Genomic DNA, 23,096 nt, shown 5'->3' with positions numbered 1-23,096 from the left:
GCCCCTCCCGAGTGGACGACAATGCCGCCGACACTCGTCACCGTCGCGGTCGGTGTCCTTCTCGGCGTCGCCCTCCTCGGTGGAGCCTTCGACCGCCGCTCGCTCGCGATCGTCGCCGGTGCCGCTGCGATCCCGGACCTGGACGCACTCTTCGTGCTCAGCGGCCTCAGTGTGACGAACGCGGCGTTTCACTCGGTGCTCATCCCATTCGGTGCGGCCGCGGGGCTGTATTACGACACCCAGGTTCGAGAGCGATCGCGGCTCGTCGATCGGTACGGCCCGTACGGCGTCAGAGTCGCCTGGGTGGCGGTCGCCGCCTACGCCGTCGCCGGGATCGGCCTCGACGCGTTCAGCACCGAGAGCGTCGCACTCCTGTATCCGATCTCGGGACGGTACTACGCGATCCTCGGACGACTCGTCGTCTCGACGCAGGACGGACTCGTCCAGACGTACGTCACGCTCGGCGAGGGGGGATTGGGGATCGAATCCCCAGGTACAGTCGGGACGTACACGGTCGAATCGCCGCTTTCGCCGACCGACGGGGAGCGGCGAATCCACCTGGTCGACTCCGGCTGGCAAGCGGTCATCGTCGCGACCGCGATCGCCGCCGTGCCGATGAAGTATCTGATCGAGCGTCGGGATCGACTCGACGAGGAGGTGGCCTGATGCCGTCGTCGGTCGTCCACGCCGCGATCGCGCTCTCGCTTGCGGTCGGCTTACTCGGCCGGTTCTACGATCGTCGTGCGCTCGCCGTCGTTCTCGCGGTAGTGCTTCTCCCGGAGTTGGATACCGCGATCGGGTGGATCATGGCCGGCGCACACCGAACCGTGTTGCATACGATGATGATCTCGATCATCGCAGCACCGGTGCTCTACTGGGAGACGACGCGCGCCGAATCGAGGATTCGGAATCGGTGGGGCGCGCGCGGCGTCCGGATCGCGTGGGTCGGGCTCTTCGTCCACACCTTCGCACACATCGCCATCGATTGGTCACACCTCGCGGGGATCAACGTTCTCTGGCCGTTCACCGACCGATTCTACACGCTCGACGGCGAGATGTACCTCTCGACGACGGAAGGGTTCGTTCAGACGTTCGTCGAGATATCGCGGGATCCGGAAACCGGATCCGGGGTGATCGACGCGGGAGCGGGCGGAACGCGGGCCGAAACGCACGTATCGAACCCCGCCCAGCCCTCGGCCGATCCGGAGCCGGGACCGGTCGATCGGCGGTTCCCGATCGCCGTGCAAGGGTGGCAGCTTTATTTCGTACTCACCACTGCGTTCGCGCTCGTTTCGAAGAAGCTTCAGTCCTCTGCGGACAGCGTATAGACATGAGCGGTGACGTAAATGAGTGAGACGACGCTTCGACCCTACGATCCGAATGCGGAAGCCGATCGCCGTACGCTGTGGGAGTTGAAAACTGCGTTCGAGACCGAACTGGGCGAGATGGCCGACAACGAGCCGAAGGCTGCCACGTACGGCGCAAAGCTCACCGACAGGTACAGGTCGCGGTGGCTGTCGTGGGTCGATCGGTGCATCGAAGACGACAAGCGCTGTCTGCTATTCGCTGTGGAGGACTGTGGCGCAGTCGGGTACATCTTTCTTCTGCCCGAACGGCTGGCGTTCATCTGGGACTCGGCGGTCGTCAACGAGCTGTACGTCGTCGAAACGCGCCGAGGAGACGGCGTCGCCGATGCGTTGTTAGGACGGGCCATCGAAATCGCGGCCGAACAGGAGTTACCGCTGGATCGATTGCTGTTGGACGTCAGCCACGATAACTCGCGAGCGAGGCGGTTCTACGAGAGACACGGCTTCAAGCCGTGGGGTGAGATCGTCGCCAAGGATCTGTAACCCCGTTACGACGAGGAGGCAGTCACGGACGCGATCACGCCACCGATCGCGCCGAAGAAGACCGGATAGACGAACCCTGCGATGAGGATCGCAGGGATGAGGTCTGGTGCCCCCGACGCGTCGCCGACATCGACGGTGAAGAGCACGGTACCCACGATCGCCGCAACGAGATAGCCGGGGACGACGAGCGCGCCCGCGATGGCGCCGTCTTTGGCTTCGGTCGCACCGCTGTATCGACCGAGTGCCAGTCCCGCAACGATCAACAGGGCAGGCGGGATCACGTACAGAAACGGCGTGAATCCGTCACCGCCGATGAAGCTTCGGGGCGGGGAGAACGGTCCGAGGCCGCTGTAGGAGATGTCGACCAGGTGAGCGTTATAAAACACCCATCCGACGAGCTCGTAGACCGGGGATTCGCCCTCGAAGAATTCGATCAACTGGTTGAGCGGCGACGATTCGATGTCGGTCGCGACCAGGAGATACGTGAGAACGTAGCCGAGCACCCACGCGGCGACACCTGCGACGGCGCTTTCGACGAACGGACGACTCGTAGCGTCGGGTTCGGAGGACATACCACCAGAACCGATGAGAGGGATTTAAAAATGTCTTGTGGCTACCGTGCGAACGGATCGCACGTATGGCGTCGGCAGTAACGAGTTCGGATCGAATCCCGGACGGCAAAGCGTTTATCAGATACACATTCTTGTATCTGGTATGAAATTTGGGGTATGGCACAATGGCACAACGAACGTGCCGCTGAAGGAGGCGGACGAGGGGCTCGTCATCCCCGACGCATCGGTACGTGAACTGCATCGAGATCGTCAACGAATCACGAGAGAGCGCATCGAACACGGGATACTGGCGGAACGACGCGGCTTCGAGCGGCTGACGTTCACCGAACACCACTTCGTTCTCACGGGGATAGAGCTCTCACCGAACCCTCTCCAATCGCAGACCGCGATCGCCGCACGAACTGATGAGATCAAACTCCGGCAGGTGGCCAATATTCTTAGCTGGCACGACCCGATTCGGTTGGCCGAACAGACCGCGTTGCTCGACGTCATCTCGGACGGCAGAGTCGAGGTCGGCATCGGTCGGGGCTACCAGAGTCGCGAGAACGAAACGCTGGGGCAGTACTGGGGCGGCACGATCCAGGACGACGAGAAGAATCGGGCCTCGTTCGAAGAAAAGTTCGACCTCGTCCGGCGAGCGTGGACCGAGGACGTGCTGACGCACCACGACCAGTTCCACGACGTGCCGCCGACGTGGACTCGCTGGCACCACCCCCAAGAGCGGGCCTACCTTCACGACCCAGTCAGCGAGTACGACGTCGGGGATTTCATCGATTGGAAGGAAGGATCCGTGACGGAGACGGATCTCGACCCCGGGTATCCGAACGTCGTCACCGCCGGAGAGTCGACGTTGCGAGCGATCTCAGTGTTCCCGCGCCCCATTCAAGAGCCGCATCCCCAACTGTGGGAACCAGTCGGATCGCCGCGTTCGATCGAGTTCGCCGCACGCAACGGTATCAATCCGTATCTGGCGGGCGCGCGTGATCCGACGGATATCGACAAGGTGGTCGACATCTACTACGCTGCCGCTGAGAAAGCGGGGTGGCCCGATCATCGGCCCGAATACGACGGGGAGGCGTTCGAGCGTCCGTGGGACGAAGCGCGCCAGCGCGGATTTTCGATCTACGTTCCCGTGTTCAACACAGAAATCGCTGACGAAGAGACGTACGAGCGGTGGCTGCAGGGGATCAAGGCGTACTGGCAGTATCTGGGATTTTTCGGGTTCGCCGGGGGATTACCGGAATCAGCTGGTCGTCATCCGATCGAACAGCTCCGAGAACTCGATCCGGAGGTGTTCATAGAGCGAGGGCTCTACGTCGCCGGCAGCGCCCAAGACATCATCGACCGGCTCGCGCATATTTCGGAGGTACTCGGCGGGGAGACCATCGCGTTCGACATCGCGTTCGAAAGCGTCGGTCTCACCGGCGAGGAGGCAGACGAACAACTCGAGGCGTTCGCCGAACGGGTGATGCCGTATTTCGAGTAGCGTCGGTCGGTGGGATACACCGAACGGTATCTGCTCAAACGCCTCACCGGCTCAGCGTCGCGATCGTATCGATCCCGTACACCCGCGCCGGCGTTTCGACGTGCGCCCGCCGGAGTGCTTCCTCGTACCCCGCCTCGGCCAGCCAGCGCGTCCGTTTGGGGACGGTTTTCGGACCCAACACCGCACCGGGTCGGTCCGGGTCGTCGATGAAGTCGGTCTCCATGAAGAAGGGCCACTCGCCCCCACAGGCGCGTTCGAGCTCGTCTTTGTGCGAGATAACGCTCGGAACCACTCCCTCGACGTAACCGCCGGAGTAGTGTTTGACGACGCGCTCGCGGGGAAGTCCCTCGGCTTCGGCCCACTCGGCGACGTCCTCGAAGTCCTCGCCTCCTTCGGTGTGGAGTTGGACCGCACAGCCGACCTCGGCGGCGCGGGCGAAGGCGTGACGCATCACGGTGTTCGAAGCGTCCCAGACCGCGTCGTCGACCTCGTAGTGTGGCCGCCCGGACTTGATCGCGAGCGCCGGTCCCGAAGCGACGTACTCGGCGGCGACGTCGATCCCAGCTTGCATCAGTTCGGCGGCCTCGTCGGGATCGTATCCCCGGTCGAGCAGTCGCGAGATGAGCGCCGGATGCACGCCGAGAACGGGCCAGGCCCGCCCGGAAAGTCGTTCGTCGGCCTCCTCGGTTGCGTCGATCGTCAACTCGAAGCTCTCACCGAAGCCGTCCTCGTCGTCGACGTCGCCGACGAGATGCCAGGAGGGTTTGTTGAGTACGTTGAGGTGCGTTCCGCCGGCGCGTGCGAACTCCTCGGCCGCGTCGACACCGCGGCCGTTGACCGGATCGAGGTGGAGGTGGTTGTCGAGAACCGGGCCGTCGTACATGATCTCCGGTTCGGCTTCCTGTTTGAAAACCGCACCGTTATATGATATCGACGATGCCGACGCTTTCGAGCAGCAACCAGCCGACGAAGCCGACGTAGAGAGCGAGCATGGTTGTCGCTTCGCGGTTCGTGATCTCCATGCCCGTCCGGGCGAACCCGAAGAGGATGATCGTCGCGACGACGAGAAACGCCATCATCGGAACCGTGGCGGTGAACGACACCGGCGTCGTCCCGGCGAGGATGACACCGGCCGGAATCGCCACGAGGAGGTCGAAGACGTTGCTTCCCAGTACGTTCCCCAGCGAGACCGCGGGTTCGTCGATCCGTGCGGCGGCGACGCTTATAAGCGCATCCGGGAGACTCGTCGCCGCGGCGACGACCGTGAGCCCCCACAGAAACGAGGGCGTGCCGAACGCGTCACCGAGACCGATCGCGGAGAAGACGAGACCCTCGACACCGGCGATAATGAGCGCGACGCCGCCCAAGAGCAGCCCCCACTGGGTGAGAATCGACCGACGGGTGAGCGTCGTGCTCGGCGTGTTCGCGTCGCTGACGTCGAGGTACTGGACGAATATATACAGCCCGTACAGCAACAACAGCGACATCGCGAGGGGTCTCGTGACGTTCCCCTGAAGCCCCGCGCCGTCGGTCGGATAGTAGATGACCGCGAGCGCGAAGATGAGGAACAGGGCGGCGACCGAGAGCATGTAAAACTGCGCCTCCTTATAAACGACGTCGCGGCCGGTATCGAGCGTGCCATCGGCTAAGAGTGCCGACAAGGCGGGTATGACCAAGATGTTGAACACCGCGGAGCCGACGATCACGCCGATCCCGAGTTCGAACTCACCGTAGCGAAGCGTCGCGATGATGGTACTCGCGATCTCCGGTGCCGAAGAGCCGACGGCCGCGAGGACCGCCCCCTGAATCAACCGCGGCAGTCCGTAGTGGCGGGCGATGCGGCCGGAGGAACGCTCGAGCGCCGACGAACCGGCCCAGACGACGACCGTTCCGACGAGACCGATACCGAGAAGTACGGGGATGCTTGTCATGTTATTGCAGGGTGATCTCGCGGTGTGCCGCGTTTCGAAGCGCGTCCGAGCGACCGTGCGTTCCGGGGGCGACCGCCACCGTTCGAAGTCCGCGTTTCGCGGCGATTTCGAGGACGGGCTTGAAATCGGTGTCGCGGGAAACGACGATCACGGTATCGATCCGATCGTCGACAGTGGCTTCGACGGCTTCTACGGCGAGTTTCACGTCCACGTCTCCGCTGGTCGTAACGACCTCGAAACCCCTCGCTTCGGCGGCTTGGATCAGCCCCGAGCCGGCGTTCGCGTCGACGTAAACCCGGGCGACTGCGACCGTTCCCTCCCCCCCGGCGATCTCGCGGAGTTCGTCGAGGTCGACGTCGAATTCGGGGCGGAAGACGTTCGGACCGTCGACGAAGATACCGACCCTCGTTCCGCGACCGCGGCCGACGAGTCGCTCGACTAGTCCCATACGCCGTCTCGGCGTCGCCTCGACAAATAAATACTTACTTTCGGATCACGCATGAAGTCTCATGACACTCCGGACGCCGCCGCTGGGGCAGCACCACGCCGACTCCGGCGCGAAACTGACCGCCTTCGGCGGCTGGGAGATGCCCGTGGAGTTCGATTCGATCCGAACCGAACACCGCGCCGTTCGAGAGGCAGCCGGAAAGTTCGATGTCTCTCACATGGGCGAGCTCGAGGTTTCCGGCCCCGACGCCACGGAGCTTATGAACCGTCTGACGACGACCGACGTCACCGCACTCGGTCCCGGCGAGGCACAGTACGCGACCATCACCGATTCGGACGGGATTGTGCTCGATGATACCGTAGTGTATCGGCTTCCCGGATCGGGCGGGACGATCGACGCCGAGTATCTCTTCGTCCCCAATGCGGGCAACGACGATCGGATGTGCGAGCGGTGGGTCGAACACGCCGACCGGTGGACCCTGGACGCGACCGTCGAAAACGCCACCGAGAGCTACGGCATGATAGCGGTACAGGGTCCCGAAGCGATCGAGCGTCTCGAAACGCTCTGTGACGCTCCGGGGGACGTCTCTCGATTCACCGTCGAGCCGCGAACGATCGCGGGGGTCGACTCCCTGCTCGCCCGGACGGGCTATACGGGGGAAGACGGGGTCGAACTCCTCTTCGACGCCGACGCCTCTGCGGCGATCTGGACCGCACTCGAGTGTCAACCCTGCGGACTCGGCGCGCGCGACACGCTCCGTCTGGAGGCGGGCTTTCTGCTTTCCGGACAGGATTTCGACGCGGCGGAGAACCCTCGAACGCCCTACGAAGCCGGGCTGGGATTCGTCGTCGATCTCGACACCGAGTTCGTCGGGCGGGACGCGCTCGCGGCCGCGACGGACCCCGACGAACGGCTCGTCGGATTTCGACTCACCGAACGGGGGATCGCCCGACATGGCTACGAGATTGTTTCCGACGGCGAACAGGTCGGAACGGTCACCAGCGGAACCATGAGCCCGACGCTCGGCGAGGCGATCGGGCTCGGCTACGTGCCGACATCCCACAGTGATCCGGGGACCGAACTCGAGATCGCGATTCGCGGTGAGATGAAGCGAGCTGTCGTCGAGGACCTCCCGTTCTACTGAGCGTCGGCGATGTCGACACTGCGGATTTCGAACCGCGCGCCGCCATCGCTTCGCTCGACGGCGGTGGTCGGCCACCCGTGTGCGTCGGGTATCTCCCGTGCGCTGCCGAGACCGAAAGCAGTTAGATCGTGGACAGGTTCTACGCCCGGGCCATCGAGATCACGGTCGCGTCGTGGCAGTTCGGGCGGATCCCGAACGCGACCGCCTCACCACTCCGAGAAGCCGATAACCATACAACCCCGCCGCGGATACAACACCCATGCGCTTTGAGATACCCGACGACTGCCGGTATTTGGAAACCCACGAGTGGGCCCGACGCGACGGGGACACCGTCCGAATCGGGATCACGGATTTCGCACAGGACGAACTTGGCGACATCGTCTTCGTCGAACTTCCGGCCGCGGGAGAGACCGTCGAGGCGGACACCGAGTTCGGTGTCGTCGAATCGATCAAGGCGGTCTCGGACCTGTACGCACCGGTTTCGGGAGAAGTCGTCGCCGTCAACGACGACCTCGCGGATGCGCCGGAATTCGTCAACGACGATCCGTTCGGCGACGGCTGGATGCTCGAGATCGATCCGTCCGACGAGGCCGAGTTCGACGACCTCCTCTCACCCGACGAGTACGAAGCACAAACTGCCTGAAACGACGTTCCTTTTGGATCAATCGTCCGATACGACTTGCCCGGCCGCGTCGTGTCCGGCGGTCGGTGTCGCCGAGTTCGGAAGTTCAGTTCGAACGTCGGCTTCCTCGTGTTCTTGGATGATGTCGGCGTACGCGTCGGGCATGACTTTGACGAACTTCTCGAGTTCCTCGTCCCAGTTGTCGAGGATGTACTCGCCGCGGTCCGAGTCGGTGTGCGCGACGTGGTTTTCGACGAGCCGTCGGAGCATCTCCTGATCCCTCCGGTCGAGTTCGTCGCTCGTCGAGACCATACCGTAGTTCACCTTCTCCTCGAAGTCGCCGTCTCGATCGAGGACGTAGGCGACGCCACCGGACATCCCTGCAGCGAAGTTCTTTCCGGTTCTGCCGAGACAAGCCACGACGCCGCCGGTCATGTACTCACAACCGTGATCGCCGACCGACTCGACGACCGCCTTGACGCCGGAATTTCGGACGGCGAAGCGCTCGCCCGCCATCCCGTTGATGTAGGCCTCGCCCTGGGTCGCGCCGTAGAGGGCGACGTTGCCGATGAGGATGTTCTTCTCCGGCTCGTAGGGGGCATCGTTCGGGGTGTTGATCACGAGCTTACCGCCCGAGAGTCCCTTGCCGACGTAGTCGTTCCCGGTGCCGGTCAGTTGCATCGTGATACCGTCCTGAAGGAACGCACCGAAGCTCTGTCCGGCGGTGCCGCCGAAGTCGACGCGGATCGTGTCCTCCGGCAGGCCGTCGGTTCCGTAGCGCTTCGAGATCCGGTTGGAGAGCGTCGCGCCGACGGCGCGGTTGACCGTCGAGATGTCCCGATCGATGTGGATCGGTTCACCGGTTTCGATCGCTTTGGCGGCTTCCTCGATGAGCTCCCAATCGAGTGCGTCGTCGATCTCGTGGGTTTGTGCTTCGGTTTTGTACCGGGCGTCGCCGGCCGGTTCGGCGAGCACGGCCGAGAGATCGAGCTTTCGCGCTTTCTCCTGTTCGACGTCCTTGCGCTGTTTGAGCACCTCGACGTGGCCGATCATCTCCTCGACGGTTTCGAAGCCGAGCTCCGCCATAATCTCGCGCAGTTCCTGGGCGATGAACGTCATGTAATTGATCACGTGCTGTGGTTCACCCGGGAAGCGCTTTCTGAGGTCTTCACGCTGCGTTGCGACGCCGACTGGACAGGTGTTCTCGTGACACTGTCGGGCCATCACACAGCCGGAAGTGACGAGCGGCGACGTTCCGAAGACGTACTCCTCGGCGCCGAGAAGTGCCCCGACGGCCACGTCGTAGCCGGTCTTCATCCCGCCGTCTACGCTGACGCGAATCCTGGAGCGGAGGCCGGTCGAACAGAGCATCTGGTTGGCCTCGGCGAGGCCGAGTTCCCAAGGGAGGCCGGCGTTCTTGATCGAGGTCTTCGGCGACGCGCCGGTCCCGCCGGAGTGCCCCGAGATGTGAACCACGTCGGCGTTAGCCTTCGCTACGCCGGCGGCGATCGTGCCGATTCCGGCCTCGGAGACCAACTTGACGTTGATGTCTGCCGCCGGGTTGGCCGCCTTCAGATCGTGGATGAGCTGTTTGAGGTCCTCGATCGAGTAGATGTCGTGTAGCGGCGGCGGCGAGATGAGTCCGACGCCGGGCGTCGAGTACCGTACGTGGGCGATCATCTCGTTGACCTTCTTGCCGGGCAGGTGGCCGCCCTCGCCGGGCTTCGATCCCTGCGCCATCTTGATCTGCAGTTCGTCGGCGCTAGTCAGATACGTCGAGGTGACGCCGAAGCGGCCGGAAGCGACCTGTTTGACGGTACATTCTTTTTCCGTTCCGAACCGTTCGGGCGGTTCGCCACCCTCCCCGGTGTTGGATTTTCCGCCGAGTCGGTTCATCGCGATGGAGTTGTTCTCGTGGGCTTCGGGCGATATGCTCCCGAGGCTCATCGCGGCCGTCGAGAACCGTTCGACGATCTTTTCGATCGGCTCGACGTCCTCGATGTCGACGGAATCGCGATTGGAATCGAACTCGAGAAGCCCTCGGAGCGTCTGGAGGTTCTCCGTCTGGTCGTTCATCATCTCGGCGAACTCGAGGTACTCCTCGTAGTTGCCCTGCCGGACCGCCTTCTGGAGCGTTCCGACCGACTGTGGGTTCCACTCGTGGAACATGCCCGAGGAGCGGTGCTCGTACTCGCCCTGATATTCGAGTTCGGGATCGTCGCCGAAAGCGACCTCATAGCGCGTTCTGAGGTCGGATTCGACGTCTCCTATATCGACGCCCTCGGTCCGGGCCGTCGTCCCCTCGAAGTACTCGGCGACGAAGTCCGAACTGAGACCGACCGCCTCGAAAATCTGTGCGCCCTGATAGGACTCCACCGTCGAGATACCCATCTTGGCCATCGTCTTCAGGAGTCCGTCCTCGACGGCTTTGATATACGCCCTGATCGCGCGCTGTTCGTCCGCCCCGTCGGGACCGGCGACGATGTCGGCGATCGACTGGTAGGCGAGATACGGGTTCACAGCACCGGCCCCGTAGCCGATGCAGGTCGCGACGTGGTGAACGGCCCGCGGGTCCCCGGATTCGAGCACGATCCCGACGTGGTTTCGGAGCCCGTTTCTGACGAGGTGGTGGTGGACGCCGCCGGTCGCGAGCAGCGCCGGGATGGGGACCGCGTCGGGACCGGCGTTGCGGTCGGAGAGGACGATAACGTCGTGTTTGTGGGCGGCTTTGGTCGCCTCCGCACGGATGTCCTCGACGGCCGTTTCGAGGTCCGAATCAGCATCGTACGTGATGTCGAGGACGTACGTCGAGAGGTCGTCGTCGAGTTGCTTGATCGCGCTCGTCTGTGCGTCCGTGAGGATCGGCGAGTCGACGACGAGCTGTCGAGCGTGTTCGGGCGTCTCGTCGAGCAGATTGCGCTGGTAGCCGAGACGCGATTCGAGCGAGGTCACGAGCTCCTCGCGGATGTAGTCGAGCGGCGGATTCGTGACCTGCGCGAACAGCTGTTTGAAGTACGTAAACAGCGGGCGGTTGAACTGTGAGAGGACGCTGAGCGGCGTGTCGTCGCCCATCGAACCGACGGGGTCCTTCCCGTCTTTGGCCATCGGCTCGATGAGGTGTTTCATCTCGTCTTCGGTGTAGCCGTACAGGGCCTGATGTGAGCGAAGCGATGGGGTCGGATCGCGCGGTGCAGCGTCCTCGTCGTCGGCGATGTCGTCGATCACGACCTGTTCGTCGGCGACCCACTCGCCGTACTTCTCGTCGACGAGGTCGTCGAAGATCTCCTCGTCGGGGATGACGCGTCCCTCCTCTGGATCGGCGACGAACAGTTGACCGGGCTGGAGCCGATCGCGACGTTCGATCTCGCCGAAATCGTACTCGAGCGCCCCGGCCTCGCTGGCCATGACGAGCGTGTTGTCACTCGTCACGTCGTATCGGCAGGGTCGGAGACCGTTTCGGTCGAGCACCGCACCGATCCGGTCGCCGTCGGTCGCGGCCACGAGCGCCGGGCCGTCCCACGGTTCGACGAGCGACGCGTGGTAGTCGTACCACTCGCGACGGTCCTCGGAGACGCGGTTGGCGTCGACGCGCCACGCTTCGGGGATGAGCATGCGGAGCGCGTGTGGCATCTCGCGGCCGCCGGCCATCAGGAGTTCGAGCGCGTTGTCGACCGAGGCGGTGTCTGATTGGTCGGGATCGTTGATGATCGGTCGGAGGGTTTCGATCTCGTCACCGAAGTCGGCGTGTTCGAGGTCGTCCTCGCGGGCGCGCATCCAGTTGATGTTGCCCTGAATCGTGTTGAACTCGCCGTTGTGGATGATCGTCCGGTACGGATGTGCGAGGTGCCACGCGCCGAGCGTGTTCGTCGAGAAGCGAGCGTGAACCATCGCGAACGTCGAGCGAACGCGCTCGTCGAGCAGATCGGGGTAGTAGCTCGGGAGCTGTTCGGCCGTCAGGAGCCCTTTGTAGACGACCGTCTTGCGGTCGAGCGAACAGATGTAAAACCGCGCTGCGCCGTCCAGATCCTGTGTCTCCATCTCCGTCTCGAGGTCGCGACGGCCGACGTAGAGCGCTCGATCGAAGGCGTCATCGTCAAGTCCTGAGCGAACGAAACACTGGACTACAGCCGGTTCCGACTCCGTGGCCGTCTCGCCGAGCGGCTCGCTGTCGGTCGGGACGTTCCGCCAGGCGAACACGTCGAGTCCGTGTTCGGAGAGCAGACGTTCGGTGATGTCTTGCAGATCGGCGATGGCATCAGCGTCCTTCGGCATGAAGATCGATCCGACGGCGTATTCGCCGGCGGCCGGAAGGTCATCGATTTCGTCGGCGAAGAACTCGTGTGGCGTCTGCAAGAGAACGCCCGCACCGTCACCGGTGTGCTCGTCGGCACCGGTCGTTCCGCGGTGTTCGAGGTTTTCGAGCAGTTCGATACCGTCGGCTACCGTTCCGTGGGTCCGGTCGCCGTCGAGGTCCATGACGACGCCGACGCCACAGTTGGCGCGGTAGTCGTCGGGATCAGCGAGCCCGGCGGTGCTCGCTGGATGATCAAATGGCTCAGACATACGTCGCTATATCAGGTGCCTAACTAAGAGGCTTCCCCTCAAAGTATAATGGTAGGTTTATTCCATACAAGGAAATATTATGTAATTGATCTCGATATATAGAATCATTATATTTTACGCCGGAATGGAAAACACGGTGTATCTATCGCTTCGGGAGCGGCAGATTCAACTGGCGGGACGCGAATTTGTGGACATGTATTCGGTCGTTGGCTGCCGGGACTGTCACGCCCTTTGGATCGTCGAGGGGCGACCGAAGACGACGGAGTGTCCGCGCTGTCAGCGCCGTCACCAGTTCGGAAAGCTGCGGACGTTCGCCGAGACCGACACCTCCGAAGCGGCCGCCCGCGCCAGGAGTTCGATGCTCGCAAAGCGGGCTGACGACGGTGAGTTCGTCGACCCCGAATCGATCGACGTCGAGGCAGTCGGGATGGACGACGACGACTTTCTATCGGCGTCCGGTATCGACCCTGAGGAGGTGTCGACCGCCGGGAAACGAGCGGGGCGCGGACGCTCTTCGCGAAGCCGAAAACAGGTGATCCTCGACGGGTTGGACGAACTCGATGCGCCGACCGAAAGCGACGTTCTTGAGTACGCGATCGCGGCCGGGGTTCCCGAATCGTACGTCGAGCGGACGCTCGAAAAGCTCCGACGGACGGGTGAGGTGACTCGTTCAAACGGCGTCTATCGGCGACTGTGATGACTCCGTGCGAATACGCGTTGACGAAGACGTCTTGCAGGGGGCGCCGATCGTGAGCGACCGCGACGACCAGTATCGGTTCTATCCCGAGGACTTCGAGGACGGAAACGATCCGACCCGGCGTGAGATCGCCGCGGCTCCGTTGGTCATCGTTGCCTGTCTCGGCGTCGGGGTCGTGTTGTTTCTCGCCGATCCGTTCGTCGATCCCATTACCGTCTCCGGGACGGACTTCGAGTTCACCGTTCTCGCGGCCATCGTATTCGCGGTCGGACTGTTCATCGGGAGCAGCGTCTACGTTCGGCAGGGGAGACGCCGACTCGGCTTCGTTCACGCCGTCGGCTCGCTCGGCTGGTTGCTGCTCGTCATCGGCACCGCGTTTTCGAGTACGGTCGCACTGGCCGCGGGCGGTGGCGCGCTGGTGTTCGGGGCGGCCGCGTTGGTCCTCATGACGTGGCGATCGTCGGCCTGATCGGCACCCTCGGCTGGATGCGGCGATCCGGAGCCCCTTTGTGAGGTTCACCCCCAGGAGGCGTATGAAACACGAACCCACTCGGTACAGTCGCTTGCTCGTCTTCGTGGGGCTGTTGCCGCTTTTGCTCGCCGATCTGTTCGTCGGCCTTCCGGACGGGGCCTTCGTCGGTGGCGGCGCCGTCGTCATGGCCGCCGCGGCGATAATTCACTTCTACGGCGGCGAACCGCTGGCGGGTGCCGGCTGGCTCGTCTTCGGGGCGGCCCTAGGGCTCGTATCGCTCGTCGATCCGACCGCGAACGCGCTCTATATCGTCGCGTTCGCGCTCTTGCTTCTCGGCGGACTCGCCCTCCTCGTGAGTCAGCGGACGGTGGATCGTGGGGCGGAACGCGAGTAGCGACCGAACTTACATGTAGCCGAGATCGCGCAGTCGCTCCATCAGGTCCTCTTTGTCCTGGGCGCGACCGGCGCGTTCGGTGGTGTTGTCGAGGTCCTGCAACCACGCGGGGCTCTCGTCGCTCTTCTCGGTCGAGATCTCGCTGCCGAGCGATCGGAAGCCGGCGAAGTATTTCGGCGAGACCGGGATGTCGTCGTGGGTGAGGCCGTTCGGTAAGTCGTCGTAATCTTGGGGAACGTAGCCGTCGTCAGGGAACTCGGGGACGGTTTCGGGGACGACGTAGTACCAGAAGGCGTCCCAGACGTCGCCTTCGTCGAACTGCAGGATCGGCTGAATCCGGTCGTGCGGCGGGTAGATCTCGGGATCGTGTCGCGGTGAAAAGAACGTCTCGTCGGCGCGAGCCTCCTGTTCGTCCCAGCGGATCCCCGAGATGATCCCGTCGATGTCCCGCGCTTCGAGCGTGTTGTTCAGCGCGACGGTCTTGAGAAGGTGGTTTCCGACGTATGTGTCGAGCAGGAAGGGGAAGGTGTCTTCCTCGTACTCCAAGATGTTCCGGACGTGGTGTCGGTTGTGTTCGCTCAACGCGGCGATATCGATATCGTCACCCGGTTCCAGCCCGTGCTCGTCGACGTACTCGCCGATGTCAGCGTTGCGCGCGAACACGACCTCGAGATCCCACTCGTCGGCCCAGCGATCGACGAACTCGAGGAGGTCCTCGAAGTGTTGATAGTGATCGATGAAGACCGCAGGCGGCAGGTCGAGGCCGTATTCCTCGGCGACTTCCTTGACGAAGTACAGGGTCAGCGTCGAGTCCTTTCCGCCGGTCCACATGATAGCGGGGTTTTCGTACTCCTCGAGACCGGTCGCGACCACTTCGATCGCCTTCTCGATTTTGTCCTCCAGTGTGGGGTAGTCCTCGGCGGATTCGCCCTCACCGTCGGTGTACGATACGTCGACGTACTCCGGGAACTCGCTCATGATCTGTAATTAGATATAATTAGAAGCCTAAAGGGTGTTTCGGGTTCGGCGAAGCCGGCGTCGGGCGTTGGCGTGGCGTCACGGGATGGAACAGTCGTTTCCGCGTTCTACGGGCCCTGTATCGCGTGGGCGGGCGTCGGGCCGCATCGGCCGCGGGTGAACCCGCGGCGCCACGTGCGTCGCCGACGGATCCCGACAGAATATAAAGGCGCGCCGCCGAACGGGGACCAGCGCGCGTCCGTTCGATTATCCGCGAAGACCGAACGCGACCACGACATAACACATGAGCGAACAAGAACTCGGAATCACGGAAAGCAAGGAACACAATCCCGGCGAATGGTACGCCGAGGTCGTCCAAAAGGCCGGCCTCGCCGACTACGCACCGATGGGTGGGTTCATCATCACCCGTCCTCGTGGTTACGCCCTCTGGGAGCGGTTACAGGGGTATCTCGACGGCTGGTTCAAAGAGACCGGCGTTCAGAACAGCTACTTCCCGATGTTCATCCCCGAGTCGTACCTCGAACGGGAGAAGGACATCGTCGAGGGGTTCGATCCCGAGGTCGCGTGGGTGACCCACGGCGGGCACGACGAACTCGAGGAACGACTCGCCGTTCGACCGACCTCCGAGTCGATCATCACGCCCTTTATCGCCCAGTGGGTCCGCAGCCACCGAGATCTACCGATGCGGCTCAACCAGTGGTGTTCGGTCGTCCGCTGGGAGGCGACGGAGACGAAGCCGTTCTTCCGGACCAAGGAGTTCCTCTGGCAGGAGGGCCACACCGCACACGCGACACACGAGGACGCCTGGGAAGAGATGATGACGCGGCTACACCAGTACGAGCGCCTCTACGAGGACGTTATGGCGATCCCCGGAATGTTGGGCCGGAAACCAGAACACGACAAGTTCCCCGGCGCGCACACGACGACGACGATCGAGGCGTTGATGCCCGACGGCAAGTCCGTCCAAGCGGGGACGAGCCATCACCTCGGAACGTCCTTCGCCGAGGCGTTCGGCATCGAGTACACCGACGAGGACGAGATCGAGCGGACGGCCCACACCACATCGTGGGGGCTCTCCTGGCGCGCGCTCGGCGCGCTCATCATGACGCACTCGGACGATCAGGGACTCGTCATCCCGCCCGAACTCGCGCCGACGCAGGTCGTCGTCGTCCCGATCTGGCAGGCGGACACCGAAGACGCGGTCAAAGAGTACGCCGCGGATCTCGCGGCCGAACTCGACGGGGAGTTCCGCGTCGACTACGACGACCGCGACGGGCGAAACCCCGGATTCAAGTTCAACGAACACGAGCTGAACGGCGTCCCGCTTCGCATCGAAATCGGGCCCCACGAAGTCGACGACGGCGAGGCGACGCTGGTCCACCGTCCCGACGGCGAGAACGAGGTCGTTTCGCGCGAAGAGATCGGCGATGCGGTCCGCGACGCCCTCGATACGGTCTACGCCAAGCTCTACGCGGCCGCCGAGGAGAATTTAGAAGAGAACGTCCGCGAGGCCCACGGTCGCGGCGAGATCCTCGGGACGATCGGCCGCTACGGCGGCTACGTCAAGACCGGTTGGTGTGGTGATGAGGACTGTGAAGCCGTTATCAAAGACGAGATCGCAGCCGAGATCGTGATGCTACCGCTCGACGACGAAGAACCGGTCCACGACACCTGTGGGATCTGTGACGACGGGGCCGAAGAGACGGCGTACTTCGCCAAATCGTACTGATCCAACCGGTCCGGTCACCGATTCTTTAGTGATCAGGGCGCGAACGCCTCGACATGGATCGAGTCAGATCGTCCGACGTGGAGGCCGCAGAACCGGTCGAAGACGTCTATCTCGAACTGCTCGCGTCGGGCGAGCACACGAGCATGCAACGCTTCGAGATCGAGCCCGGGGCGACGGTTCCCGAACACAGCCATCATCACGAACAGACCGGCTTCGTTTACGAGGGCGAGTTGACGTTTATTTCGGGTGGCGAAACGGTCGTCGTCGAAGCCGGCGATTCGTTCACCATCCAGGGTGAGGAACCGCATTCGGCCGAAAATCGGGGCGACGTGCCAGTTCGAGGCGTCGACGTGTTCTCGCCGCCGCGTACCGACCCCGACTGGGCAGAATAGAGATCGACACGGGCCGGACTCGCCAAGACCGCTACCCGATTTTCGAGTGGCGTTCAGTCCGTCGAGCTATCCACCGCACCGACACGCAAAAATACCGAATTAGACGGTTCGGCGACCGATCAGGCCAGTTCGTGTATGTTCTCGACGACCTCTTGGGCGTACTCGCTGGTCGCGAGTTTCTCGCCGCCTTCGATCTGTCGCTCGATGTCGTAGGTGACCTTCTTGTCGACGATCGTCTGCTCGACGGCGTCGCGGACGAGGTCCGCGGCGTCGCCCCAGCCCATGAAATCGAGCATGAGACGGCCCGAGAGGATCATCGCGGTCGGGTTGACCTTGTCCTGGCCGGCGTATTTCGGCGCGGAGCCGTGGACCGGTTCGGCCAGCACGCGACCGTCGCCGAGGTTCGCGCCGGGGGCGATACCGAGACCGCCGATCTGTGCGCCACAGGCGTCGGAGAGGTAGTCACCGTTGAGGTTCGGCAGCGCCAACACGTCGTATTGGTCCGTCCGGGTCAGGATCTGCTGGAGCATGTTGTCGGCGATGCGATCGTTGACGACGACTGCTCCTTCCGGCGGCTCGCCGTCGCGCTCCTCCCAAAGCGTGTCCTCGGTGATGACCTCGTCGCCGTACTCTTCCTCTGCGACCTCGTAGCCCCAGTCGCGGAAGGCACCTTCGGTGAACTTCATGATGTTCCCCTTGTGGACGAGCGTGACCGAATCGCGGTCGTTCTCGAGGGCGTAGTCGATCGCTCGGCGGACCAAGCGTTTGGTGCCGAACTCGGTGATCGGTTTGATACCGATGCCGACCGGGCCGTCGTGGATGGTCGAATCGAAGCCCATCTCGTCTTCGACGAACGCCTTGACCTGCTCGACCTCGTCGGTGCCGGCTTCCCACTCGATACCGGCGTAGACGTCCTCGGTGTTCTCCCGGAACGAGACCATGTCCATCTGCTCGGGACGTTTGACCGGTGACGGAACGCCGTCGAGGTGGTACGTCGGACGGATGTTGGTGTACAGATCGAGCTTCTTACGCAGGGCGACGTTGAGGCTGCGGAAGCCGGCGCCTACGGGCGTCGTCAGCGGGCCCTTGATCGCGACTTTGAACTCTTCGATCGCCTCGACGGTCTCGTCGGGGAGGTTCTCGTCGTAGCGCTCGCGAGCGGACTCGCCGGCGTAGACACGCATCCAGTTGATCTCTTTTCCCGTTGCCTCGGCGGCCGCGTCGAGAACGGTCTGTGCGGCGGGGCCGACGTCGGTTCCGATCCCGTCACCGTGGATGATCGGAATGATCGGATCGTCCGGTACGACGAGTTCGTCGTCCCCCGTGACTTCGACCGTCGATCCCTCGTCAGGTACCTCGATTTTGTCGTATCCCATACCGAGCGCGTTCGGAGGGCCCCATGAAAGGCGTACCGCTATCGCGGCGAATTTTGCATGAAAGATGAGTAAAAATCTACGGAGGTGCAACCGGGATCGATCGCACGAACGACCGATACAAGCGAAGCCGGGCAGCCGACGTTTTATACGACAGTGCGCCGGACACCGAGTATGACCCTCGACCCGGTCCACTTCGACGGCATCGCGCGGCTCGCGGGCCGGATCAACCAACACGTCGATGCGACCGAGCACGACGCGTTTGCCGAGACGGTCTTTTCCGAGTTCCTCGATCCGTTGCGCCACGACGGCCGTCCCATCGTCGAGCCGATCGACGAGGTGCGGCGGCGACGAATCGACATCGAGGACGTCGCCTTGCAGGATCCGCCGTTTCCGACTCAGCACGGTCTCGACTCCGGAACCATCAACCCGACGACGTTCACCAACGGACTCGTCCTCGACGTGGCGCAGGCGGCGATGGCCGCGGTGCCGTCGGATCTAGAGTTGCACCGCTCACGGACGGTCGTCACGACGGCGCACTCGAACGATCCCACGGTCGACTGCGACGAGGACGAGTGGACCGGATTCGACGGCGGCTACTCCCGCGGACGCGTCCTGCAAGCGCCGCGCGTCAATCGCTACGAGGAGGCAGTCGTCCACGCGCTCTCGCTGTATCTCGCCGAGGTATCCCACGCCGCGCTACAGGCGGAGGTCGTCGAGGACCTGTTGATCCTCGACGGTCCGATCTACCCGAAGGGGCTACTCGCGTGGGCGGATCGTCACCCGGAACTCGCGGACCTGCTCGTCGAGGAGGAGCGTCCGCGGGACGTGATCGCGCGCTACATCGAGTTGGTCGAGCGGTTCGCGGATCGTGACGTCCCGCTCCTCGGATTCGTCAAAAACGGCGGGTCGAAGGCGATCACGCGCGCCGTCCGGAGCAAAGCGCGCGCGCCGTGGGCCAACGACGCGGCCTTTTTCAAACGCGTCCTTCGTCGCACCGACGACGACGGCGAGACGCTGACCGATCAGCTGACGTTCACCAACTGGTTCGTCTCCCGGTGTGGCGTCGACGAGCCGCTGTCGACTCATGGAGACGCGCTCGGCCTGGAACGATCGCGCGCACTCGGCGCGTACGAGGTGACGTTCTTTTGCGTGTACGACCCCCGAATGGAACTCCTGTTCCGCGTCGAATCCCCGGCGGTGTTCACGCGTGATCCGGAGACGCGCGAAGCGCTGACGATGCAGGTCCTCCGCGACATCGCCCACGAGAGAGGGCCGCCGCTCGCGGTGGCGAAAGCCGACGAACTGGCCCGCATCAACCGCGAGGAGAAAGCCGCCCTGACGCGGGCGATAGAGCAGCGCTTCGACGCGGACCGCGACCGGACGTACGACGACGAGCGGTGGGGGCTCGTCGTGTAGGTGGCTACGGAAGCGGATCGTCGACTGCGTCCACGAGTTCGATCTCGACGTCCGACTCGGAGATTCCGAGTCGGGCGAACTGCGTCCGTATGTGAGCGCGCGCCGCTTCGATCGCCCGATCGCGATCGTCGAATCCCCGCGGCATCGGCGATTCGAAGGCGATCCGTATCTCCTCGCCGTCGATCCGCTGGATCCGGCCACCGCTTTCGACCTCGTAGAACGAATCACAGATCCAGACGTAGGGCGCATCATCGTCCGGTGCGCCGCGGTACGTCGGTGGATCCTCGCCGGGCCCGTAGAGCGTGCCGGTCAACGCCGTCCCGCCGGCCGAACCGCGAATGCGGAGCATATCCCCAGGTACGGGGAGTACGGATAAAAGGCGTGCGGCGGTACGTGCGTCAGGGAACCGACGTTCATCGGATACTCACTTCGCGAACGTCGCGAACGTTGAGACCGGTTTGTGCTCCGTTGTGGCGGCACTCCACGTAGACGAGCCGGTCGTCGCAGGCGTCCAGTCATAAGAGATAGGTCGACTCGCCGGGGATATCTTCGGTGATACGGACTTGCAAAACATCGCCGTTCTCGCCGCGTTCTCCGGTCTCGTACACGTCGCGTAACTAGTTCGAGACCCGTATCCTGCCCGGCTGGGAGCGTTCTTATCGTAATCGTCGCGACGGGGGCGTTTTATATTTCGCTCGAACTCGGCAATTGAGTCCGACCGTCGCGTAGAAGTGCTGGTACGTCGCCAACGGGATGCCTGCGATGAGTATTTACTTAACCGGAAACCGCCCCTGCTGCGGCACCGAGTGTTGTGAACTACCCCACCCTACTCGCTCACCGCTGACGCGGTTCGCTCCTTGAGGGTGGGGCTTCCTGTTTCCACGACGCGCTTTGCAGATACCGAGGTATCCACAGCGAGCGCAGTCTCCACAGGCGTTGACGAGAGCGGAGCTCTCGTTCGCCCAGCAGAACCGTTCGGTTCTGAGGACGTTGATTCGGAGTGACCCACTCCTATATCTTCGAGACCGCGAGAAAGAATGTTCCACGCCGCGTTCGCGTCCCTGTCCGCCTCGAACCCACACGAGGGACACGAGTGTTCACGAACCCACAGCGGCTTATCCGTCTTGACGCCGCAGGACGCGCACTCCTTCGTCGTGTCTTTTGAGTCAACCGCGACGAAGTACGTTCCTTCGCGCTCGCACTTGGATTGAAGCATCCGGAGGAACGTTCCCCACGCCGCCCCCGCCCGGTTACGGGAGCTACCGGGGAGTTCAATCAACCCTTTCGCATCCAAGTCCTCGACCGCCACGAGGTCGTACTCAGTGGCGTAGTAGTTCGACAACTTGTGAATTAAGTCCCGACGCTTCCGCTTGAGGTCGGCATGGCATTCGGCAACGACCTGCCGTTGTTTCTCCCAATTCCCAGAGCCGTAGTCCTTCCGCGAGAGGTCGCGTTGAGCGCGTTCGAGTCGTTCGCGCTCCTCGCTGAAGTCGGGGCTTTTGATGGCGTACCCGTCGGTGTCGTGGGCGTACGTGAGAATCCCCACGTCGATTCCGACGACCCTCTCGGGATTCTCCGGCTTCTCTGGTGTATCCTCGTCCACGGCGATGCCGAACGTGGCGTACCACTCGCCCGTGGGTTCGCGTTTGACCGCGACCTGTTTGACGGTCGCGTTCTCGGGAATGTCTCGGTGGAGGTGAATCGGAATCTCCCCGATCTTGCTCAACCACAACGTAGGCCGGCCACTCGTATTCTTGAGTTCGAAGCCGGACTGGTTGTAGGTGAGTGACCGATACTCCCGAGGCGGTTTCCACTTGAGCATTCCCACGGCGCGTCCGTTCTCCTTCTGCGCTTTGAGCGTGGAGAGGTTGTCGTAGACGCGCTTGACGACCATCTGGAGGACTTTCGAGTGAACGTCTCTGAGGTCAGTCCACCAGGTTTTGAGGTCGGGGAGTCGCCCCTGCACCTCGTAGCGGGCGGGGATGTCGTCTGCCTCGTTGAGCAGGTGGAGGACATGGTTGTAGAGTTGCCTACAAGTATCGACGTGGTGCAGAAGTGTCTCGGTGAGGGCTTCCGTAGGGTTGAGTCGATACTTGTAGTTGTACTGCATGGACTATTCGTTTGAGTCGGGTTCGGAGACGCGGACGACTTTCACGTCAGCACCACGCCAGCGTTTGGGAACGATGACGTGGGCGCTATTGCCTGACGGTTTTGCCGTTCCGTCGAGGACTTCCTCGCCTTCGATTTCAAACCTATTCATCACCGATGTATAGACTTTGGATAGACATAAAGGTAGCGGTGGGCCTGTGGGTCGGGCGGTGAACGTGTTTGAGAATCGTGCGGCGCTGTATCCCCTCCCTACTGCGCTACTCGGTCGCTTCGCTCCCTGCGTTGCTCCTTGAGGAAGGGGAATTAGCGCCTAATTCCAGTTAAAACGGCTCGTGAAGCGTCGGTGGTGGATCTCACTCGTGTCCCGAGACGCGGACCGGTTCGTAGGGTTCCTCCAGCCACTTCACGTCGGCGGGGGAGAGGTCGATATCGAGCGCCTCGACCGCGTCCTCTAAGTGCTCGACGCTGGTCGTGCCGACGATCGGCGTGTCCACCCACTCCTTGTGGAACAGCCACGCCAGCGCGATCTGGGCCATCTTCACCCCCTTCCCCTCGGCCAGTTCCGCGACGCGTTCGTTGACCGTCGGACCGCCGCCCTCGCGGTAGGGATGCGCGTAGAGGTGCTCTTCCGTCTCCCCGCGGAGCGTGGCGTCGACCGACTCGTGCGGTCGGGTGAGGTAGCCGCGCGCGAGCGGGCTCCACGGCATCACGCCGATGCCCTCTTTTTCACAGAGGGGGAGCATCTCGCGCTCCTCCTCGCGGTACGCGAGGTTGTAGTGGTTCTGCATCGTGGCGAACCGCTCGTACCCCTCGCGCTCGCTCGCGTGGAGCGCCTCGGCGAACTGGTGGGCCCACATCGAGGAGCCGCCGACGTACCGCACGTCGCCGCGGCGGACGGCGTCGTCGAGCGCCGCGAG

General features: G+C 63.2%; 23 protein-coding genes. 12 read left to right on the top strand and 11 right to left on the bottom strand.

Features of this window, described 5'->3' with window-relative positions; translation table 11 throughout:
• Positions 1–21: 21 nt before the first annotated feature.
• From R6U53_RS08680 to R6U53_RS08670, 3 genes are read left to right on the top strand one after another with little or no spacing between them, the layout of a single operon-like run.
• Entirely contained in the window at positions 22–666 is a 645-nt protein-coding gene (locus tag R6U53_RS08680) for a metal-dependent hydrolase (protein ID WP_410321970.1), read from the top strand.
• Positions 666–1,328, top strand: coding sequence for a metal-dependent hydrolase (locus R6U53_RS08675; protein WP_410321969.1), 663 nt, complete (start codon positions 666–668; stop codon positions 1,326–1,328). The genes R6U53_RS08680 and R6U53_RS08675 overlap by 1 nt, the downstream gene beginning before the upstream one ends.
• 18 nt (positions 1,329–1,346) lie before the next feature.
• A complete protein-coding gene (locus R6U53_RS08670; RefSeq protein WP_410321968.1) occupies positions 1,347–1,850 on the top strand; it encodes an N-acetyltransferase family protein in 504 nt (167 codons plus the stop codon).
• Positions 1,851–1,855: 5 nt separating this feature from the next.
• Here R6U53_RS08670 and R6U53_RS08665 read toward each other — a convergent pair whose 3' ends face one another.
• Positions 1,856–2,422: a hypothetical protein gene (locus R6U53_RS08665; protein ID WP_410321967.1), complete on the bottom strand. Its 567-nt coding sequence runs from the start codon at positions 2,420–2,422 to the stop codon at positions 1,856–1,858.
• Positions 2,423–2,564: 142 nt separating this feature from the next.
• Here R6U53_RS08665 and R6U53_RS08660 point away from each other — a divergent pair, with 142 nt between their 5' ends.
• Positions 2,565–3,908 carry an LLM class flavin-dependent oxidoreductase gene (locus R6U53_RS08660; RefSeq protein WP_410321966.1) on the top strand — a complete coding sequence of 448 codons (1,344 nt, stop codon included), beginning with the start codon at positions 2,565–2,567 and terminating at the stop codon, positions 3,906–3,908.
• Between the two features lie 43 nt (positions 3,909–3,951).
• On the opposite strand, the gene R6U53_RS08655 is transcribed toward R6U53_RS08660, so the two are convergent.
• From R6U53_RS08655 to R6U53_RS08645, 3 genes are read right to left on the bottom strand one after another with little or no spacing between them, the layout of a single operon-like run.
• Complete coding sequence (locus R6U53_RS08655; RefSeq protein WP_410321965.1) at positions 3,952–4,791, bottom strand: TatD family hydrolase; 840 nt, start codon at positions 4,789–4,791, stop codon at positions 3,952–3,954.
• A 37-nt stretch (positions 4,792–4,828) separates the two neighbouring features.
• Positions 4,829–5,839 (bottom strand): sodium:calcium antiporter, encoded by a 1,011-nt coding sequence (locus R6U53_RS08650; protein ID WP_410321964.1) that lies wholly within the window; start codon positions 5,837–5,839, stop codon positions 4,829–4,831.
• 1 nt (position 5,840) lies between these two features.
• Entirely contained in the window at positions 5,841–6,287 is a 447-nt protein-coding gene (locus R6U53_RS08645) for an NYN domain-containing protein (protein ID WP_410321963.1), read from the bottom strand.
• A gap of 61 nt (positions 6,288–6,348) precedes the next feature.
• On the opposite strand from R6U53_RS08645, the gene gcvT reads away from it, so the two are divergent.
• Positions 6,349–7,431, top strand: coding sequence for a glycine cleavage system aminomethyltransferase GcvT (gcvT, locus tag R6U53_RS08640; RefSeq protein WP_410321962.1), 1,083 nt, complete (start codon positions 6,349–6,351; stop codon positions 7,429–7,431).
• Between the two features lie 259 nt (positions 7,432–7,690).
• Entirely contained in the window at positions 7,691–8,074 is a 384-nt protein-coding gene (gcvH, locus tag R6U53_RS08635) for a glycine cleavage system protein GcvH (RefSeq protein ID WP_410321961.1), read from the top strand.
• A gap of 18 nt (positions 8,075–8,092) precedes the next feature.
• On the opposite strand, the gene gltB is transcribed toward gcvH, so the two are convergent.
• Positions 8,093–12,616: a glutamate synthase large subunit gene (gene gltB / locus R6U53_RS08630; protein ID WP_410321960.1), complete on the bottom strand. Its 4,524-nt coding sequence runs from the start codon at positions 12,614–12,616 to the stop codon at positions 8,093–8,095.
• 193 nt (positions 12,617–12,809) lie between these two features.
• On the opposite strand from gltB, the gene R6U53_RS08625 reads away from it, so the two are divergent.
• The 3 genes from R6U53_RS08625 (at position 12,810) to R6U53_RS08615 (ending at position 14,179) form a co-directional block, all read left to right on the top strand.
• Complete coding sequence (locus tag R6U53_RS08625) at positions 12,810–13,313, top strand: DUF5817 domain-containing protein (protein ID WP_410321959.1); 504 nt, start codon at positions 12,810–12,812, stop codon at positions 13,311–13,313.
• A 7-nt stretch (positions 13,314–13,320) separates the two neighbouring features.
• Positions 13,321–13,782 carry a hypothetical protein gene (locus R6U53_RS08620; protein ID WP_410321958.1) on the top strand — a complete coding sequence of 154 codons (462 nt, stop codon included), beginning with the start codon at positions 13,321–13,323 and terminating at the stop codon, positions 13,780–13,782.
• Between the two features lie 64 nt (positions 13,783–13,846).
• Complete coding sequence (locus R6U53_RS08615; protein ID WP_410321957.1) at positions 13,847–14,179, top strand: hypothetical protein; 333 nt, start codon at positions 13,847–13,849, stop codon at positions 14,177–14,179.
• Positions 14,180–14,188: 9 nt separating this feature from the next.
• Here the strand turns inward: R6U53_RS08615 and R6U53_RS08610 are convergent, their stop codons facing one another.
• Complete coding sequence (locus R6U53_RS08610) at positions 14,189–15,157, bottom strand: phosphoadenosine phosphosulfate reductase family protein (protein WP_410321956.1); 969 nt, start codon at positions 15,155–15,157, stop codon at positions 14,189–14,191.
• A gap of 283 nt (positions 15,158–15,440) precedes the next feature.
• Between R6U53_RS08610 and proS the strand changes: the two genes are divergently transcribed.
• Positions 15,441–16,886, top strand: a complete 1,446-nt coding sequence (proS, locus tag R6U53_RS08605) for a proline--tRNA ligase (protein ID WP_410321955.1) — start codon at positions 15,441–15,443, stop codon at positions 16,884–16,886.
• 53 nt (positions 16,887–16,939) lie between these two features.
• Positions 16,940–17,278, top strand: a complete 339-nt coding sequence (locus R6U53_RS08600) for a cupin domain-containing protein (protein WP_410321954.1) — start codon at positions 16,940–16,942, stop codon at positions 17,276–17,278.
• Positions 17,279–17,397: 119 nt separating this feature from the next.
• Here the strand turns inward: R6U53_RS08600 and icd are convergent, their stop codons facing one another.
• Positions 17,398–18,654 carry an isocitrate dehydrogenase (NADP(+)) gene (icd, locus tag R6U53_RS08595; RefSeq protein ID WP_410321953.1) on the bottom strand — a complete coding sequence of 419 codons (1,257 nt, stop codon included), beginning with the start codon at positions 18,652–18,654 and terminating at the stop codon, positions 17,398–17,400.
• Between the two features lie 171 nt (positions 18,655–18,825).
• Between icd and R6U53_RS08590 the strand changes: the two genes are divergently transcribed.
• Positions 18,826–20,070, top strand: a complete 1,245-nt coding sequence (locus tag R6U53_RS08590) for a DNA double-strand break repair nuclease NurA (RefSeq protein WP_410321952.1) — start codon at positions 18,826–18,828, stop codon at positions 20,068–20,070.
• Positions 20,071–20,074: 4 nt separating this feature from the next.
• Here the strand turns inward: R6U53_RS08590 and R6U53_RS08585 are convergent, their stop codons facing one another.
• The 4 genes from R6U53_RS08585 to R6U53_RS08570 form a co-directional block, all read right to left on the bottom strand.
• Complete coding sequence (locus R6U53_RS08585) at positions 20,075–20,419, bottom strand: hypothetical protein (RefSeq protein WP_410321951.1); 345 nt, start codon at positions 20,417–20,419, stop codon at positions 20,075–20,077.
• 477 nt (positions 20,420–20,896) lie between these two features.
• Positions 20,897–22,180 (bottom strand): RNA-guided endonuclease InsQ/TnpB family protein, encoded by a 1,284-nt coding sequence (locus R6U53_RS08580; RefSeq protein ID WP_410321950.1) that lies wholly within the window; start codon positions 22,178–22,180, stop codon positions 20,897–20,899.
• A 3-nt stretch (positions 22,181–22,183) separates the two neighbouring features.
• Complete coding sequence (locus R6U53_RS08575) at positions 22,184–22,333, bottom strand: DUF2080 family transposase-associated protein (RefSeq protein ID WP_410321949.1); 150 nt, start codon at positions 22,331–22,333, stop codon at positions 22,184–22,186.
• 199 nt (positions 22,334–22,532) lie between these two features.
• The coding region (locus R6U53_RS08570) for an aldo/keto reductase (protein WP_410321948.1) at positions 22,533–23,096 on the bottom strand (564 nt) is incomplete at its 5' end.

The sequence above is a fragment of the Natronomonas sp. genome, assembly GCF_046483325.1.
Taxonomy (GTDB): Archaea; Halobacteriota; Halobacteria; order Halobacteriales; family Haloarculaceae; genus Natronomonas.
Note: the sequence above shows the minus strand (reverse complement) of the source record. Positions and strands in the feature narration are given on the sequence as shown.